Here is a 16,393-nt window from a genome sequence, read left to right on the forward strand (position 1 = left end):
AGATGATGGGAGAGATCGATGTAAGAGGGCTGTCATGCCCGGAGCCAGTGCTGATCGTGATGGATGAGATGGATAGGGATCCCAAAGCAAAGCTGGTAGTGCTGTCAGATGCAGCCCACACAAGGGACAATCTGGTAAAGCTGGCCCATGAATATGGAAGGACAGCAACTGTTTCCATGAGGGGAAGGGATTTTGAGATTACAATTGCATAATGGGCAAAATCTGCTATAATAATTTTGTAACTGTCCTGAATAACTAACTTGGAGCTTTATGCAGATAGATGAAATGGAAAAGCCGGTCTGCGCCGTGTCTAGTGGAACGGCCGGATGGGCTTTTTGCATGGAGACGTTATTCTCAAAAAAACATAACCGAAAGGCGGTAGCAACATGGATAACAGGGAACTTCATTATGGCATGTCTCTGAAGCTGTATTTTGATGGAAAGGCCTTTGGACCGGGGATTGCCAGGCTTTTGCGTGAGATCGAGAAGACAGGCTCCCTGCAGAAGGCGGCCCAGTCCATGAATATGGCCTACAGCAAGGCCTGGAAGATACTTCGGGAGTCAGAGAAGGCCTGGGGCTTTCCTCTGACAGACAGGGAGACCGGGGGAAAGGATGGCGGAGGCTCCACGCTGACACAGGAGGCAGTGAAGCTGGTGGCTGCATATGACAGCTTCCAGTCAGAGGCCCGCGGAGCGCTGGACTGCCTGTTCCAAAAATATTTTGCACCAGAATGGATAGAGGAGTTAAGGAGGAGCAAAGAGTGAAGCAAGAAGAAATTGTATTCTGTAAAGGCGGGGGATGTACTGCAAAGCTGGGGCCCGGAGCCCTGGCACGGGTGCTGGATAAGCTTCCAAAGGTGAAGGATCCCAATCTTCTGATCGGGTATGAGGGCTCGGACGATGCCGCAGTGTACCGCCTTGGCCCGGATCTGGCCATTGTCCAGACATTGGATTTCTTTCCGCCTATGGTGGAGGATCCCTATACCTTTGGGCAGATCGCAGCAGCCAATGCCCTAAGCGATATCTACGCCATGGGCGGGGACGTGAAGACTGCCTTAAATATCGTGTGCTTCCCGGAGGCTATGGATCTGAATATCCTGGGCAAGATCCTGCTGGGGGGAAGTGAAAAGGTGCATGAAGCAGGAGGCGTCCTGGCAGGAGGACACTCCATCGCGGATTCCGATGTCAAGTATGGGCTCTCTGTCACAGGGACGATCCATCCGGATCACGTGTTTGCCAACAGCGGATGCAGGGAGGGGGATGCCCTTATCCTGACAAAGCCTCTGGGAGTGGGCATTGTCTGCACAGCTTCCAGGATGAAGGCAGCCTCAAAGGAGGCCATGGATCTGGCTGTGAAGTCCATGACAACATTGAACAAATATGCCTCTGAGATCGTGCGTAAATACAGGGTCCATGGATGTACCGATGTGACGGGCTTCGGCTTTTTGGTCCACCTGTGTGAGATGCTGGAGGAGAATTACAGCGCTGTCATTTACAAGGACTCCATCCCCTTCATACCGGAGTGCCCTGACTATGTGGAGGAGTTCTACCTGACAGCTGCCGGGCAGAGGAACCGCAACCATGTAGAGGCGAAGGTGGAGTTTGTGGACTGCAGCTTTGCCTTGGAGGAGATCCTGTACGATGCACAGACCTCAGGCGGGCTTCTGGTGTCCATGGACAAGGAGGACGCAAAAAAGGCCATAGAGGAGCTGAAGGCTCTGGGACTTCCCTGTGCCATTGTGGGAGAGGTGACAGCGAAGAGGGAAAAGGCTGTGACAGTGAGATAACGGAAGGTTTGCCGCATGAGGGTTTGGAAAGGAGAATTGATATGATGAAATTAGATGAGAGAGGAAAGCAGTGTCCGCTTCCGGTAATTGATGCAAAGAAGGCTCTGGAGGCATGTGCTCCCGGCGAGATCGTGGAGGTCACAGTGGACAATGAGATCGCGGTTCAGAATTTAAGCAAGCTGGCTTCCCATAAGGGGCTTGCATCCAGGTTTGAAAAGGTGGGAGACAGAGAATTTGTGGTGTCCATTGAGGCAGGAGAGAAAAACGTGGCAAAGACTGGCAATTCGGCAGATGGAGCCAGTGCTGCAGGGCAGGCGGAGCCTTCCTCAGAGGATGAGGTTTCCTGCCAGCCCGACAGCCGCAGGCGCGGTATGGTGGCAGTGATCTCCTCCAATCAGATGGGGCAGGGGGACGAAGCTCTGGGAAAGCTTCTCATGAAGGGCTTTGTGTATGCCCTTACTCAGCAGGATGTGCTGCCTGAGACCGTACTTTTATACAACAGCGGAGCATTTCTCTCCTGTGAGGGTTCTGAAAATCTGGAGGATCTAAAAAACCTGGAGGCTCAGGGAACAGAGATCCTGACCTGCGGCACCTGCTTAAACCACTATGGACTGGGAGATAAGTTAAAGGTGGGCAGTGTCACCAACATGTATGACATTGTAGAGCGTATGACAGGCGCAAAGCTTTTGGTGCGCCCATAGGAAGTCAGGAATAAAGCCCGGCAGTTACCGTTCACAGCAGGGCTATGAAAGGATAGGAACAATGGACAGGAAAGAACAGCTGATCATCGTAAGGGGGGCAGGGGATATTGCCACCGGGACCATCCACAGGCTATGGCGCTGCGGTTATCCGGTGCTTGCGCTGGAGACAGGCTTCCCATCAGCGATCCGCCGCCAGGTGGCATTTTCCGAGGCAATCTATGACGGCTCCAGCGAGGTGGAGGGCGTTGTCTGCCTCAAGGCCTCAGGCTATGAGGAGGCCATGGAGCTTATGAAGGAAGGCGTGGTCCCGGTCATGACCGATGAGGATTGTGCCGTATTAAACAAGGTGCGGCCGTGGGCGCTGGTGGATGCCATCCTGGCAAAGAAGAACATGGGGACCACAAGGGATATGGCAGACAAGACCATCGGATTGGGACCAGGCTTTACGGCGGGAACGGACGTGGATATTGTCGTTGAGACAAAAAGGGGACACAACCTGGGGCGCATCATAGGAAATGGAAGCGCCATTCCAAACACAGGAGTCCCTGGGATCATCGGAGGCTACGGGAAGGAGCGAGTCATGCATTCCCCGGCAAAAGGGATCTTTCTGGGAAAATGCAGGATCGGCGATAAGGTGGAGAAGGACGACACCATCGCAGTGGTAGTTACAGGACATGGCGAGGTTCCCGTAAAGGCAAGCCTTACAGGACTTGTGAGGGGTATCATCAAGGACGGCTACCCCGTGACAGAGGGCCTTAAGATCGCTGACATCGATCCCAGAGAATCGGAGTACGCCAACTGCTTTACCATATCAGACAAGGCCAGATGCATTGCAGGCTCCGTGCTGGAGGCCCTGCTGTATCTGGAAATGAAACAGGGGTATTAGAAAATGATCTATCTTGATAATGCTGCAACCTCCTATTATAAGCCGGAGGCCGTTGCCCAGGCTGTGGCAGATGCGATCCGGACCATGGGGAACGGCTCCAGAGGCACCCATCCTGCTGCCCTTCAGAGTTCGCGGATCGTCTTTGAGACAAGGGAGCTGCTGTCAGAGCTTTTTCACGGAGATGGGCTGGAGCAGGTTGCCTTTACAGCCAATTCCACAGAAAGCCTGAATATTGCCATAAAGGGTGTGATCGGTCCGGGAGACAGGGTCGTGACAACGGTGCTGGAGCACAACAGCGTCCTGAGGCCCCTGTACGAGCTGGAGAGAGCCGGCACAGAGCTGGTGATCGTGGGATGCCGGGAGGAGACAGGCAGCCTTGACTATGATGCATTAAAACAGGCTATCATTCCCGGTACAAAGGCAGTTGTCATCACCCATGCCTCCAACCTGACCGGAAATGTAACCGATATCAGGCAGGTAGGGACATGGTGCAGGGAGGCAGGAGCTTTGCTGATCGTGGATGCCTCCCAGACAGCGGGAGTATTTCCGATCAATATGAAAGAGGATGGAATTGACATCCTGTGCTTTACAGGCCATAAGGGCCTAATGGGGCCCCAGGGGACAGGAGGTCTTTGCGTGAGAAGCGGCCTGACTGTCCGTCCGCTGCTGACAGGCGGAAGCGGCATTATGACCTACTCCAAAAGCCATCCCCAGGTAATGCCTACAGCCTTGGAGGCGGGCACTTTAAACGGTCACGGGATAGCGGGACTGAGAGCGTCTCTTCTCTATATAAAAGAAAAAGGGATCGATGGGCTGCGCAGGCGGGAGCAGGCCCTTATGCGGCGCTTTTACGCTCAGGTGAAGGAGATTCCGGGGATCCGTATTTATGGGGACTTTTCACAGGAAGACAGGGCGGCCATTGTGGCCCTGAATATAGGAGATGAGGATTCCGGCCAGGTCAGCGATTATCTGGCCGAAGAGTATGGGATCTATACCCGCTCAGGCGGCCATTGCGCTCCTCTGATGCACCAGGCTCTGGGAACAGTGGACCAGGGAGCAGTCAGGTTCAGCTTCTCCCACTTTAATACGGAGGAGGAGGCAGACAGAGCGGCACAGGCGCTGCGGGAATATTAAGGCACACAGCGGTCATCTGGCCGGTCTGCGTATTTGCTGCTCTGGCCGTAAGATAGCCTGGGTCCGCAGGAAAAATAAAATGCACAGCCTTCAGATCATAGGGACATCTGTTACCGGATATCCATATCATTTGAAGGCTGTGCATTTGTTTCTTTGCTAACAGCGGCAGGCCAGGATCTCTGTGAGAGCGGTGCCGCTGCTGGTATGACAGCGGACGATCTCCGTATCAAGACCATTTACCTCGTCTAAGGCGCATTTGATCATTTTGTGGGAGACGGTGTTTGTGAACAGCACCAGAAGATCAGGCTTTCCGATCTGCTTGTCAAGGCTGGCACTCATCTGGGTAAAAACCTTTGCCTTGCATTTATAATTTTTACAGATTTTTTTATACTGGCTCACCATACGGTCATGACCGCCGATAATCACAACGCTCATTGGGAAATCCTCCTTGTTAAGACTATGTAAATTATGGTATACTTTGTGAAGTGGATACAGAAATTGGTTAGTTAAAACTAACTTTTCTCTATCATAGCGTATTCTCACAAAATTGTCTACCCCTGCAGATGATAAGATTTATCAATAACTGCCCTGTGTCCTGGGAGAGACGACAGCCATTGACCGTAAGGGAGGGCCCTTAAGGATAACGATTCCCGGGGCAGACAGTAGGAAGGGAAAGACAATGTGCGGGAAGCAATGAAGGAGGTCTTTTTATTGGAACATTCAGAAAAAACAGTCCTGTTTGAGGAGGCACCCATTCCAAAGGCGGTCATGACCCTTGCGGTGCCTACGATCATAAGCTCTCTTGTGATGGTGCTCTACAACCTGGCAGACACCTATTTTGTGGGAATGCTGGGTAACCCGGTGGAAAATGCAGCCGTTACCCTGGCAGCCCCTGTGCTCCTGGCCTTCAACGCAGTGAACAACCTGTTTGGAGTGGGAAGCTCCAGCATGATGAGCCGGGCACTGGGGAAAAAGGATCTGGATACGGTGTACAAAAGCTCTGCCTTTGGGTTTTACTGTGCCCTCATCAGCGGAGTCGCATTTTCAGCAGCCTATACCGTGTTCAGCCAGTCCCTTCTTGTGATCCTGGGAGCCAGTGAGGAGACGGTGGCTGCCACCAGAGAGTATCTGAAATGGACAGTGACCTGCGGAGCTGCCCCTGCCATTTTAAATGTAGTCCTGGCCTATCTGGTGAGAGCGGAGGGGGCCTCCCTCCATGCCAGCATTGGGACCATGAGCGGATGCCTGCTGAATATCCTCCTGGATCCGGTATTTATCCTTCCCTGGGGCTTGGATATGGGAGCCGCCGGGGCCGGCCTTGCTACATTTTTGTCCAACTGTGTGGCCTGCCTCTACTTTTTCATCCTGCTCTTTGTGCGGAGGGGAAAGACCTGCGTCTGTATCCTGCCCTCCATGTTCCGGTTCCAAAGAGCCATTGCCCTTGGGATCTGCGGCGTGGGTATTCCGGCGGCCATACAGAATCTTTTGAATGTAACGGGAATGACAGTGCTCAATAACTTTACCTCCTCCTTTGGACCGGATGCAGTGGCGGCTATGGGTATTTCCCAGAAGATCAATATGATCCCCATGTACATTGCCCTGGGCTTTTCACAGGGGATCATGCCCCTGGTGAGCTATAATTACGCCAGCGGGGACAGAGGGCGCATGAAGGAGACCGTCCTGTTCTCTGTGAAGCTGTCCATCTCTTTTATGGCTGCTGTGGCTGCTGTGTATTATTTCTGTTCCGGCGGACTGATTTCCCTTTTTATGGAAAATGAAGCGATCATTGCCTACGGAAGCCGTTTCCTCCATGGACTTTGCCTTGCGCTTCCCTTCCTGTGCATGGATTTTCTGGCAGTGGGTGTGTTCCAGGCCTGCGGAATGGGAAAGAAGTCCCTTGTCTTTGCGCTGCTGCGCAAGATCGTTCTGGAGATACCGGCCCTTGTGATCTTAAACAAGCTGTTCCCGCTTTATGGCCTTGCCTATGCACAGCCTGCGGCAGAGGTCATCCTGTCGGCGGCGGCCGTTATGGTGCTGGGGAGAATATTCCGGACACATTGAGTTTGGAAGGGTTTTGTGGTAATATGGTTGGAGCGGTGCAGATGAAATGGAAGAAAAGGGGATAGAGGGATGAAGGCCTGCTATTGGAACAGTGAAGGAAGATGGAGCAGAGGAAATACGCTGTGGGAGGCATTGTCACTGGACAGCCGTATGGGACAAACTCCCTATGTGATCGCATTTTCAGGCGGAGGAGGAAAGACCTCCCTTATACGGCGCCTTGCCTGGGAGGGCAGGGAACGGGGACTGAAGGTGCTGGTGACTACTACCACCCATATGCAGGTCCCAACACAGTTTGGCGTGCTGGATGGGCCGGCGGGAGAAGTGGAGGCCATGATCAGAGATCAGAAGATCGCGGTATCCGGTCATCCGGAGGGCAATGGAAAGATCGCATTCCAGGGCTGGGAGTATTACAGGGACATCAGCCGCCTTGCCCAGCTGGTGCTGGTGGAGGCCGACGGCTCCAAACGCCTGCCAATGAAGGTACCGGGACCGGGAGAGCCTGTGATCCCGGAGGATACTGCCTTGTCCCTGTGTGTATATGGCCTTTCGGCACTGGGAGGCCGTGGGGAGGATGTGTGCTTCAGGCTCCGGGCAGCAGAGAACATCATGGAACAATATGGAAGGAAAGACTGGAGAAACGGAGAGCATAGTATAGGAGTCCCCTTATGGCACATCATTCCCCAGGACATGGAATGCCTCATGACCCATGGCTTCCTCCTCCCCATGAGAAGAGAGGCCCCGTCCATGGCGGTCATTCCCGTATTCCATCAGGCTGACAGCCCGGAGGCGGAGGCAGTGGGAAGGCAAATGCTGGAGCGTATGGGGGAGCGCGGAGGCGTGGTATCAGGGCGGCTGAAAGAGGAGCCCTCCTTCCTGTGGTTTTAGAACAAAAAAGAACAGAAAGCAGCATCAGAACATGAAATTATCAATGATATACATGGCTTCCGGTTTTGGAAGCCGTTTTGGTGAGAATAAGCTGTTAGTCCCCCTTTTTGGGAAGCCCCTGTATCTATATGGCCTGGACCATCTGATCCGGGCAGCAGGGCTTTTGATGGAGCGGGGCTGGGAGAAGCCGGAGCTTATTGTGGTATCCCAATACCGGGAGATATTGGAGGAAGCAGAGAGGCGCTCCCTTCCCGGCATTTTCAATGGCAGGAGCAGTGAAGGGATCACAGCGTCCCTAAAGCTGGGGACAGAGGCAGCTTCAGAGGACGCGGAGGGTTATCTCTACTTTGTAGCGGACCAGCCGTTTATGGGCCCGGCCACGCTGGCAGCCTTTGCAGAGGGCTTTTGCAGAAGCGGCCGTGGGATGGGCTGCGTGTGTGCGGATGGGAGGACCGGGAATCCGTCGGCTTTCCGCTCGGTATACAAGGAAGAGCTTTTGAAGCTTCAGGGAGATAAGGGCGGAAAGCAGATCATGAGGGCCCATCCCAACGACGTGTGGAAAATGGAGGTTCCCGGCCGGGAGCTTAAGGATATTGACACGCCGGAGGATTTTAAGAGCTTCCAGAAAGGAATGGGATAGACATATGAGTACAAAAGAGAACGATTTTTCCACCGGGAGCGTGGTGGGAAATATCTTAAAGCTGGCTGTGCCGATGACCCTGGCCCAGCTGATCAATGTGCTTTACAATATTGTGGACAGGATCTACATTGGCATGATACCGGAAAATGCCACTCTGTCCCTGACAGGATTGGGACTATGCCTTCCCATTATTTCCATTGTCATTGCCTTTGCCAATCTCTTCGGAATGGGCGGTGCGCCCTTATGCTCCATTGAGAGGGGGCGGGGAAATGAACAGGAGGCGGAAGCGATCATGGGCAATTCCTTTGTCATGATGGTCCTGGTGGGGATCCTGCTCACAATGGCCGGCCTTTTGGTAAAGCGTCCCATGCTCTATCTTTTTGGGGCCAGTGACGCTACGATCAGCTACGCAGACGCCTATGTCACCATTTACCTGCTGGGAAATGTGTTTGTCATGACAGGCCTGGGCATGAACAGCTTCATCAATTCCCAGGGCTTTGGCACTGTGGGAATGATGACGGTCCTGCTGGGCGCTATTGCCAATATTATGCTGGATCCCCTGTTTATCTTCGTATTCCACATGGGAGTGAAGGGTGCGGCCCTTGCTACCATTTTATCCCAGTTTTTGTCAGCCCTTTGGATCCTGCGTTTCCTGACTGGAAAGAGGACCATACTGAAGCTGCGTCCCTCAGCCATGAAGCTGGAGAAAGAACGTATTTTGCGCATCATGGGCCTGGGAATGTCGGGCTTTACCATGTCCATCACCAACAGCTCTGTACAGATCATGTACAATGCCATGCTGCAGAAATTCGGCGGCGACCTTTATGTGGGCATCATGACTGTGATCAATTCCGTCCGTGAGGTCATTTCCATGCCGGTGACAGGCGTCACCAACAGCGCCCAGCCTGTTCTGGGATATAATTACGGCGCAAAGGAGTACGGCAGGGTGAAAACAGGGATCCTGTTCATGGCTGCATCCAGCATCCTCTATACGGTGGCTGTCTGGGCCTTTGTCCATCATTTCCCTGAGCCGTTTATCCGCATGTTCAACAGGGAGGGAGACCTGGTGGAGGCCGGGATCCCCGCTATGCGCGTTTACTTTTTCGGATTTTTCATGATGTCCCTGCAATTTGCCGGACAGTCCGTATTTGTGGGCCTGGGCAAGGCGAAGAAGGCGGTGTTCTTCTCCATTTTCCGCAAGGTCATCATTGTCATACCTCTTATCATCATCCTGCCCACGCTCTTTGGCCTGGGGACCACAGGGATCCTCATGGCAGAGCCGATCTCCAACTTTATCGGCGGTGCGGCCTGCTTTGGGACCATGCTGCTTACGATCTGGCCGGAGCTTACCAGGGGAGAAAGGGAGAAAGAAGAGGAACGCAGAGCATGAAGATGGGGACAAGATACGGCATGGGGAAAAGGCTTCTTCTGGCCATGGCCCTCTCCTCCTTTTTTCTTGCCACGGGCTTTGCCAGGGCAGCGGACCACGCAGGAGGGGGAGCAGGCTATTTAAAATCAGCCACCTACTATTCCGATGACTGGGTAGTGAACTTCTGGAACAGCGAGAGCATCCATATGGAGGAGGAGCTGGCTCAGATCGCGGCCGACGGCTTTAACAACATTATCCTTGCAGTGCCATGGAGGGAGTTCCAGCCTGGGATCTCCCCATGTACCTACAATGAGTACGCCTGGCAGAAGCTGGACCGGGTGATGGAGGCGGCGGAAAGAGCGGGCCTAAGCGTAATGCTCCGGGTGGGCTATACCTGGGATTACTGCGGAAAGGAATCCGTGTTAAACCGGTATCAGGGCCTGATCTACCATTCCGAGACAAGGGCTGCCTGGCTCCAGTATGTGGACAGGCTCTACCGCAGGGCTTCCGCCCATGGGAATTTCTGCGGAGGCTTCCTTACCTGGGAGGATTTCTGGAATTTTACGGAAAATGCCGCCAGGCTGGGCCGGGGAAATGCCAGCAGGGCCATTGCCCAGGCCTGCGGCTATACCGGGTACGCCAGCCTCCACTACAGCTTAGAGGAGCTGGAGGAAATGTACGGTCATTCCCTGGCTTCCTGGGAGGAGCTGTATATGCCCTCAAGGGATTCTTATGCAAGGAAGGTGTTCTTTGAATATTATGACCAGTTTTTAAATGAGCTTTTGTCGGAAAGCCAGACAGTGTTCCCTGATCTGTCCATGGAGGTGCGTTTAGATATTGATCCTGTGAACCAGGGAAACGGGATCATGGAGGGAGCTCCCCATTATACCACCTTCTCCTGTGGGAATTCCTCCTACACAAGCGCCATGTTCAGCGTTTCCATGGGCTTCTTAAGCCAGTATGAGAGGGTGGGAGCAGCGGAGGCAGCTGCCAATGCCCCCTATTTCCTGGAGGAGCTGAAGGCGTACAATGGGGGAAAGCCCATTTACATTGACCAGTTTTTATTCACAGACAACACGGAGGGCTTTGAGAACAATGCCCAGCTGCGGCCGGAGGAAAAGCCCTTGTACCTGGACATGGCTCCCGGCTTTTTAAAGCCCCTGACCATGGGATACGGTATCTGGACCTACAGGGATTACGGAGACAACAAGGTGTTCAATTCCCAGTTTGCCCTGGGAAAGGAGGGTTGGGAGTTTTCCGGGGACTGCCGTGTGACAGAGATTAACGGCAACAAGACAGCGCGCTTATCCTCCGGAAGCCGTATACGCCAGGACACGGGAAGCCGTATGACAGGCACTGCGGGACAGGATACCAATGTCCGCTTCCGCCTGCGCGGAGAGGGCAGCTGCACCGTAACGGTCCAGGTGGGAAGCCAGACAAAGACAGTGGCTGCCGGAAAACAGTCCGTACAGGAGGTTGTATTCAAAAACTGTGCTCCTGTGGACATTTCCTTCTCCTGCATGGGGAAGGGTGCTGCCTATGTGGATGATGTGAATGTTTACACCTGCATCTCGGAGGGAGAGCTTTATCAGATGGACGGCTCCGAGGGAAGCTGCATTGATGCCCTGCGCCGGATGAACAGAAGTTTATAATGAAATTTGGATATCCTGATTGCCAGTTTGATGGAAGAGCTGGCAGTCGGGGTATCATTTTTTGAATAAATACGAAAAACTTCGCAATCCTGATTGACTTTTTTTTATATAAACACTAAAATTAAAAGGGACAGAAGTTGGATTAGTAGACATACCGTTTACAGTATTGAGTTGAGACGCAGAAAAAGGAGAAAAGGTTAGATGTCTGGGCAGATAATAAAAAGGACTCCGTTTGGAACAGAAGTCAAACTGGAGCTTGTTCGACGCGGAATGACAGGCAGGGATTTTGCAAAGAGTATAGGGATAAAAGAGTCCACTCTGTGCGATGTAATGGCCGGAAGAAACAAAAGTGAAGCTACAATGCGTAAAATAATAGAGGGATTGGGACTATCAAATTACGGCCCTCAATAGTACAGCTATGACTTTATTCCCGCGAAGCAATGAGCCAAGTAGCCGTGCTTGCACGGATATTTGACGGTACTTGTTAAAGCAGAAGATAACACGAATCAAAACCATCAATCCGCGCATACTATCCTTGCTATGAAAACATCGCCGCCGCAAGGCGGCACGAAATTCAGGTATGCCAAGTGCGCCCGCCGGGTTTTCATGGTGCGGCGGCGCGTCCGCCCGCCGGGCGCATGTAGGTTTGCTGTGAAAATGTTCATGAACAAGGAGGAAACTGCAATGACAAAGCTGGAATGTAGTGTAATGAACTGTGTCCACAATTCTGACCGCTGCTGCTGCAAGAACGCAATTTTAGTAGACGGTGACAAGGCAAAGGATTCAGGGGACACCTGCTGCGCAAGCTTCGATGAGAACCGGGGAGGGATGTTTACCAATCTCTTTAAGACCCCGGAAACCAGACTGGATGTCACCTGTGATGCTGTAAAATGCATCTACAACGATGACCACCGCTGTACTGCCGAAAAGATCAGCATCAACGGCAACGGAGCCTCAGAATTTGACCAGACAAGGTGCAGCACCTTTAAAGTAAAATAAGACTCAGTTTCAGCATCACCCGGATACTGGCAGAAATGCCGGATATTCGGGTGATTTTCCCTAAAAGGCGGCTAAGTGCTTCTAATGTTCTGTAAAGTCGCTCCAGCCGTCCTCCCGGCAGCCAGGGTGCAAAATGCGGAAACTCAAGAAAAAAACAGTTGACAAACATCACAAAATATAGTATAGTAACATAAGTTGTGAGAACGACTGACAGGAAAGCAGGTATCCGCCTCACCCCGGCACGAGCAAGTGACCTGGGTTCATAGCTGAAAGCAGTTTGTTGTGCCGTGATGACGGCTGGCAGCAGGCAGTTTTGTAGTGTTTGATAAGCGGATGGTCTGACTATCCGCTTTATTTTATTTGACATATGGAGGTGTACGACTATTAGCGAATTAATGATCAACGAACAAATCAGGGACAGGGAAGTTAGACTGATTGGTGAGGATGGAGAGCAGTTGGGAATCATGTCTGCAAGGGATGCGTATAAGCTGGCCCAGGAAGCAGAGCTGGATCTGGTAAAGATTGCTCCTACCGCAAAGCCGCCGGTATGTAAGATTATCGACTACGGCAAGTACCGTTATGAACTGGCACGCAAGGAAAAGGAAGCCAGGAAGAAGCAGAAGGTAATCGAGATAAAGGAAGTTCGTTTGTCTCCCAATATCGACACCAACGACTTGAACACAAAGGTTGGGGCTGCCAGGAAGTTTTTGGAAAAGGGCGATAAGGTGAAAGTTACCCTTCGTTTCCGCGGCCGTGAGATGGCCCATATGTCCAAATCAAAATACATTCTGGACGATTTCGCTGAAAGTCTGGCCGACATCGCAGTCATTGACAAGCCTTCCAAGGTAGAGGGAAGAAGCATGGTAATGTTTTTAACTGCAAAACGTTAAAATAGAAAGTCTTAAGGAGGAATTTTACAATGCCAAAGTTAAAAACCAGCAGAGCTGCAGCAAAGCGCTTTAAAAAGACAGGAACCGGTAAGTTAGTCCGCAATAAAGCTTACAAGTCTCACATCTTAACTAAGAAGTCCACCAAGAGAAAGAGAAATCTTAGAAAAGATATCGTTACCGACGGCACAAACGTAAAGGTAATGAAGAAGATTTTACCATATCTGTAAGTTTGAATTGTAGAAGGAGGAATTACCGATGGCAAGAGTTAAAGGCGGTTTAAATGCAAAGAAGAAACACAATAGAATCTTAAAGATGGCAAAGGGCTACAGAGGCGCACGCTCCAAGCAGTACAGAATTGCAAAGCAGTCTGTTATGCGCGCACTGACCAGCTCCTACGCAGGCAGAAAAGAGAGAAAGAGACAGTTCAGACAGCTGTGGATCGCACGTATCAACGCTGCTGCACGTATCAATGGTTTATCCTACAGCAAGTTCATGTACGGCTTAAAGCTGGCTGAGGTTGATTTAAACCGTAAGGTTCTTTCCGATATGGCGATCAACGATGCAGAGGGCTTTGCAAAGTTAGCAGAGCTGGCAAAGAGCAAGCTTGCATAATTGAACGGTATTTTTGATGAAGGCATTTCTGGTTCACAAATAAGTGGCTGGGGATGCCTTTCTGATTTCATAGGAAACTTCGTTCCCTATGAAATCAAAATGCTCTGCAAGGATTCTTTTTCATATCGCAGGAGGAAATAGGTATGGCACAAAAGGACAGAACAGCCTCCCTGCTGGTGATCGCTGCCGGCATCTGCTGGGGTATCATAGGGGTATTTTCAAAAAGGCTGTCGGCAGCAGGTTTTTCCCCGGTGCAGATCACCTTTGGGAGAAGTCTGGTGACGGCGGTGGTGCTGACGGTTATGCTGGCTGTGAAGCATCCGGAAAAGCTTCGGATCAGCTGGCGGGACGGATGGATGTTTCTGGGAACAGGGCTTTGCAGCATCGTGTTCTTTAATATCTGCTATTTTATTGCCATTGAGCTGACCTCATTGTCCGTGGCGGCCATCCTTTTGTATACGGCTCCCAGCATTGTGATGGTGCTGTCGGTACTGCTGTTTAAAGAGAGGTTCACGGTGAGAAAAGCCTTGGCTCTTGCTTTGGCCTTTGGGGGCAGTGTGCTGGTCAGCGGTTTTGGGTCAGGGCCGGTAACGGCAGCAGGGATTCTGGCAGGCATGGGGGCCGGCTTTGGATATGCATTGTATTCCATCTTCGGGAGATATGCCCTTGCAACGTATGACACCTTCACAGTAACGGCCTGGACCTTTCTCGTGGCAAGCCTGGGGCTTTTAGGCTTTTGCCGCCCATTGGAAATGTTTTCTATTGGAATGTCTTCCCCAAAAAGTTTTGTGACGGTGCTGCTTCTGGGGATGATCTCCACTGCGCTTCCCTTTCTTCTATATACAGAGGGGCTTCGCAGGATGGAGTCGGGAAAGGCGTCTATTCTGGCCTCCATGGAACCGCTTACGGCTACAGTGGCAGGAATCTTTTTGTTTCATGAGAAGATGACGGCGGCGGGAGCCGGAGGCATAGGGCTTATTCTGGCAGCAGTGCTTTTGTTAAACAGCAAAAGCAGAAAGGAAAAAGGGCCCATAAGGGAGGAGCAGGCCCGGAGGAGGACAGCATGAGAAAAGCATTGATTTATGGAATTTTAGCCTCATTTTTCTTTGCATTTACGTTTATCCTTAATAGAAGTATGAACCTGTCAGGGGGGTTCTGGCTGTGGTCGGCCTGCCTGCGCTATCTGTTTACTCTTCCGATTTTGGCAGTCATGCTGGGGAAGAGCGGCGGCCTTATGGAGGCTTGGACAGAGATGAAAAAGGCTCCGGGTCCCTGGGTCTTATGGAGCACCGTGGGCTTTGGGCTGTTTTACGCACCCCTTACCTTTGGCTCCGCCTTTGGAGAATCCTGGCTGGCAGCAGCCACCTGGCAGCTGACCATTGTGGCAGGCGTCCTACTGACTCCTCTGTGGGGGAAAACGATACCGGGAAGGAATCTGGCTTGGGCATTTGTGATACTGGCTGGGATTTTCCTGCTGCAGATCCCGCAGATGAGGCAGCTGGAAGGAAGGGTCGTGGCACTTACATTGATCCCTATTCTGGTGGCAGCATTTTCCTATCCCCTGGGAAACAGGAAAATTATGGAGATATGTCCGCCTCATTTGACAACGCTGAAGAGAGTGTACGCCATGACCCTGTGCAGCATGCCCTTTTGGCTGGCAATGTCCGGTTGGGCCCTGCTGAAGGCCGGTCTTCCGGGGCGTGATCAGGTATTTCAGTCTCTGCTGGTGGCATTATTTTCCGGAGTGATCGCAACTGTACTGTTTTTTAAAGCAACAGACATGGTGAAGGGAAATCACAGACAGCTGGCGGTGGTAGAGGCCACGCAGTCAGGAGAAGTGCTCTTCACGCTGCTAGGCGGTATTTTCCTGCTGCAGGATCCGGTTCCGGAGCCAGTGGGACTTTTGGGAATTGCGGTGATCGTAGGAGGGATGATCGGGAACAGCTTGTCAGCGGGAGCGTAAGTGCTGCAGGTTGGTGCGCATAAGTAGTTTCGGGCGGAGCAGCTGCGAAATTAAGAAAGACGTAATAATATGTATTTTGCAATAGGATTGCCTATATGATATACTAAATAAATACACAGAAGTGAAGGGCAGGTAGTTATGTTAGCAGTGTCAGGAGTCTGCAAATCCTATGGGAAACATCACATTTTAAATGGGATTGAGCTTAAGGCTGGTCCCGGTGAGTGCGTGGGTATTGCGGGGAGCAATGGCTGCGGGAAGACCACCCTTTTATCCATCCTGGCAGGAGCGCAGAAGGCGGATAGGGGAAGCATCCTTTTAAATGGAGAGGAAGCGGTGGGCCATCCCGCTGTTTTTGCCAAAGGGGCGGCCTATGTGCCTCAGGAGAATCCGCTGATGGAGGAACTCTCGGTGAGAGATAACCTGCTTTTGTGGTACAGAGGCAGCAGAAGGGACATGGAAGAGGACTTAAGGAATGGCCCGGCTGCTATGCTGGGGATCCCGGAGATGCTGAAGAAGAGAGCGGGGACGCTGTCCGGCGGCATGAAGAAGCGGCTGAGCATTGCCTGCGCCCTGTCAAACCATGCCTCTCTCCTCATCATGGATGAACCGGGAGCGGCCCTTGATCTGGAGTGCAAGGAGGCTATACGCGCCTATCTGAAGGGATACATGGCAGGAGGCGGGGCAGTGGTGCTGACATCCCACGAGCTGGAGGAATTTTCCCTGTGTACCAGGATGTATGTTTTGAAGGAAGGCAGATTAAAGGAAATCGACAACGGCCTTACAGCCAGCGAGCTGATCGGGCAGTTTCGGTAAAT

20 protein-coding genes are annotated in these 16,393 nt (G+C 52.1%); 19 read left to right on the top strand and 1 reads right to left on the bottom strand.

Translation table 11 applies throughout. The annotated features are described in order from the left end of the window. Window positions 1-5: 5 nt before the first annotated feature. From LIZ87_RS00925 to LIZ87_RS00950, 6 genes are all read left to right on the top strand, one after another. Window positions 6-212: a sulfurtransferase TusA family protein gene (locus tag LIZ87_RS00925; RefSeq protein WP_178316446.1), complete on the top strand. Its 207-nt coding sequence runs from the start codon at window positions 6-8 to the stop codon at window positions 210-212. A gap of 174 nt (window positions 213-386) precedes the next feature. Continuing rightward, a complete protein-coding gene (locus tag LIZ87_RS00930; protein ID WP_178316442.1) occupies window positions 387-764 on the top strand; it encodes a winged helix-turn-helix domain-containing protein in 378 nt (125 codons plus the stop codon). Next, window positions 731-1,786, top strand: a complete 1,056-nt coding sequence (gene selD, locus LIZ87_RS00935; protein WP_178316443.1) for a selenide, water dikinase SelD — start codon at window positions 731-733, stop codon at window positions 1,784-1,786. The genes LIZ87_RS00930 and selD overlap by 34 nt, the downstream gene beginning before the upstream one ends. Before the next feature lie 44 nt (window positions 1,787-1,830). Next, window positions 1,831-2,487: a sulfurtransferase-like selenium metabolism protein YedF gene (gene yedF / locus LIZ87_RS00940; RefSeq protein ID WP_178316447.1), complete on the top strand. Its 657-nt coding sequence runs from the start codon at window positions 1,831-1,833 to the stop codon at window positions 2,485-2,487. Window positions 2,488-2,548: 61 nt separating this feature from the next. Further along, window positions 2,549-3,373 carry a selenium-dependent molybdenum cofactor biosynthesis protein YqeB gene (gene yqeB / locus LIZ87_RS00945; protein ID WP_178316444.1) on the top strand — a complete coding sequence of 275 codons (825 nt, stop codon included), beginning with the start codon at window positions 2,549-2,551 and terminating at the stop codon, window positions 3,371-3,373. Between the two features lie 3 nt (window positions 3,374-3,376). Beyond that, window positions 3,377-4,507, top strand: coding sequence for an aminotransferase class V-fold PLP-dependent enzyme (locus LIZ87_RS00950; protein ID WP_227144817.1), 1,131 nt, complete (start codon window positions 3,377-3,379; stop codon window positions 4,505-4,507). Window positions 4,508-4,663: 156 nt separating this feature from the next. Here the strand turns inward: LIZ87_RS00950 and LIZ87_RS00955 are convergent, their stop codons facing one another. Continuing rightward, on the bottom strand, window positions 4,664-4,942 hold the full coding sequence (locus LIZ87_RS00955; protein ID WP_178314922.1) for a DUF2325 domain-containing protein: 279 nt from the start codon (window positions 4,940-4,942) through the stop codon (window positions 4,664-4,666). Between the two features lie 258 nt (window positions 4,943-5,200). On the opposite strand from LIZ87_RS00955, the gene LIZ87_RS00960 reads away from it, so the two are divergent. The 13 genes from LIZ87_RS00960 (at window position 5,201) to LIZ87_RS01020 (ending at window position 16,391) form a co-directional block, all read left to right on the top strand. Continuing rightward, on the top strand, window positions 5,201-6,568 hold the full coding sequence (locus tag LIZ87_RS00960) for an MATE family efflux transporter (protein ID WP_334300989.1): 1,368 nt from the start codon (window positions 5,201-5,203) through the stop codon (window positions 6,566-6,568). A gap of 69 nt (window positions 6,569-6,637) precedes the next feature. Beyond that, entirely contained in the window at window positions 6,638-7,453 is an 816-nt protein-coding gene (yqeC, locus tag LIZ87_RS00965) for a selenium cofactor biosynthesis protein YqeC (RefSeq protein ID WP_227144821.1), read from the top strand. A 31-nt stretch (window positions 7,454-7,484) separates the two neighbouring features. Further along, the gene (locus LIZ87_RS00970) at window positions 7,485-8,093 is read left to right on the top strand and encodes a nucleotidyltransferase family protein (protein ID WP_227144823.1); all 609 of its coding nucleotides are present in this window, start codon (window positions 7,485-7,487) and stop codon (window positions 8,091-8,093) included. Window positions 8,094-8,097: 4 nt separating this feature from the next. Beyond that, the gene (locus tag LIZ87_RS00975) at window positions 8,098-9,483 is read left to right on the top strand and encodes an MATE family efflux transporter (RefSeq protein ID WP_178315708.1); all 1,386 of its coding nucleotides are present in this window, start codon (window positions 8,098-8,100) and stop codon (window positions 9,481-9,483) included. Then, on the top strand, window positions 9,480-11,114 hold the full coding sequence (locus LIZ87_RS00980; RefSeq protein ID WP_227144825.1) for a hypothetical protein: 1,635 nt from the start codon (window positions 9,480-9,482) through the stop codon (window positions 11,112-11,114). The genes LIZ87_RS00975 and LIZ87_RS00980 overlap by 4 nt, the downstream gene beginning before the upstream one ends. Window positions 11,115-11,315: 201 nt before the next feature. Next, window positions 11,316-11,525 carry a helix-turn-helix domain-containing protein gene (locus LIZ87_RS00985; RefSeq protein ID WP_227144827.1) on the top strand — a complete coding sequence of 70 codons (210 nt, stop codon included), beginning with the start codon at window positions 11,316-11,318 and terminating at the stop codon, window positions 11,523-11,525. A gap of 273 nt (window positions 11,526-11,798) precedes the next feature. Beyond that, window positions 11,799-12,113 carry a DUF1540 domain-containing protein gene (locus tag LIZ87_RS00990; protein ID WP_227144829.1) on the top strand — a complete coding sequence of 105 codons (315 nt, stop codon included), beginning with the start codon at window positions 11,799-11,801 and terminating at the stop codon, window positions 12,111-12,113. Between the two features lie 395 nt (window positions 12,114-12,508). Further along, a complete protein-coding gene (gene infC, locus LIZ87_RS00995; protein WP_178314026.1) occupies window positions 12,509-13,003 on the top strand; it encodes a translation initiation factor IF-3 in 495 nt (164 codons plus the stop codon). Window positions 13,004-13,032: 29 nt separating this feature from the next. Beyond that, window positions 13,033-13,230 carry a 50S ribosomal protein L35 gene (rpmI, locus tag LIZ87_RS01000; protein WP_178314028.1) on the top strand — a complete coding sequence of 66 codons (198 nt, stop codon included), beginning with the start codon at window positions 13,033-13,035 and terminating at the stop codon, window positions 13,228-13,230. 28 nt (window positions 13,231-13,258) lie between these two features. After that, entirely contained in the window at window positions 13,259-13,615 is a 357-nt protein-coding gene (gene rplT / locus LIZ87_RS01005) for a 50S ribosomal protein L20 (RefSeq protein ID WP_178314030.1), read from the top strand. A 143-nt stretch (window positions 13,616-13,758) separates the two neighbouring features. After that, window positions 13,759-14,682, top strand: a complete 924-nt coding sequence (locus LIZ87_RS01010) for a DMT family transporter (protein ID WP_178314032.1) — start codon at window positions 13,759-13,761, stop codon at window positions 14,680-14,682. Further along, window positions 14,679-15,578 (top strand): DMT family transporter, encoded by a 900-nt coding sequence (locus tag LIZ87_RS01015; protein ID WP_227144831.1) that lies wholly within the window; start codon window positions 14,679-14,681, stop codon window positions 15,576-15,578. The genes LIZ87_RS01010 and LIZ87_RS01015 overlap by 4 nt, the downstream gene beginning before the upstream one ends. Before the next feature lie 138 nt (window positions 15,579-15,716). Further along, window positions 15,717-16,391, top strand: a complete 675-nt coding sequence (locus LIZ87_RS01020; RefSeq protein WP_178316905.1) for an ABC transporter ATP-binding protein — start codon at window positions 15,717-15,719, stop codon at window positions 16,389-16,391. The last annotated feature ends 2 nt before the right edge of the window (window positions 16,392-16,393 follow it).

The sequence above is a fragment of the Lacrimispora sp. 210928-DFI.3.58 genome (genome assembly GCF_020554865.1).
In the GTDB taxonomy this organism is placed as follows: Bacteria; Bacillota; Clostridia; order Lachnospirales; family Lachnospiraceae; genus Enterocloster.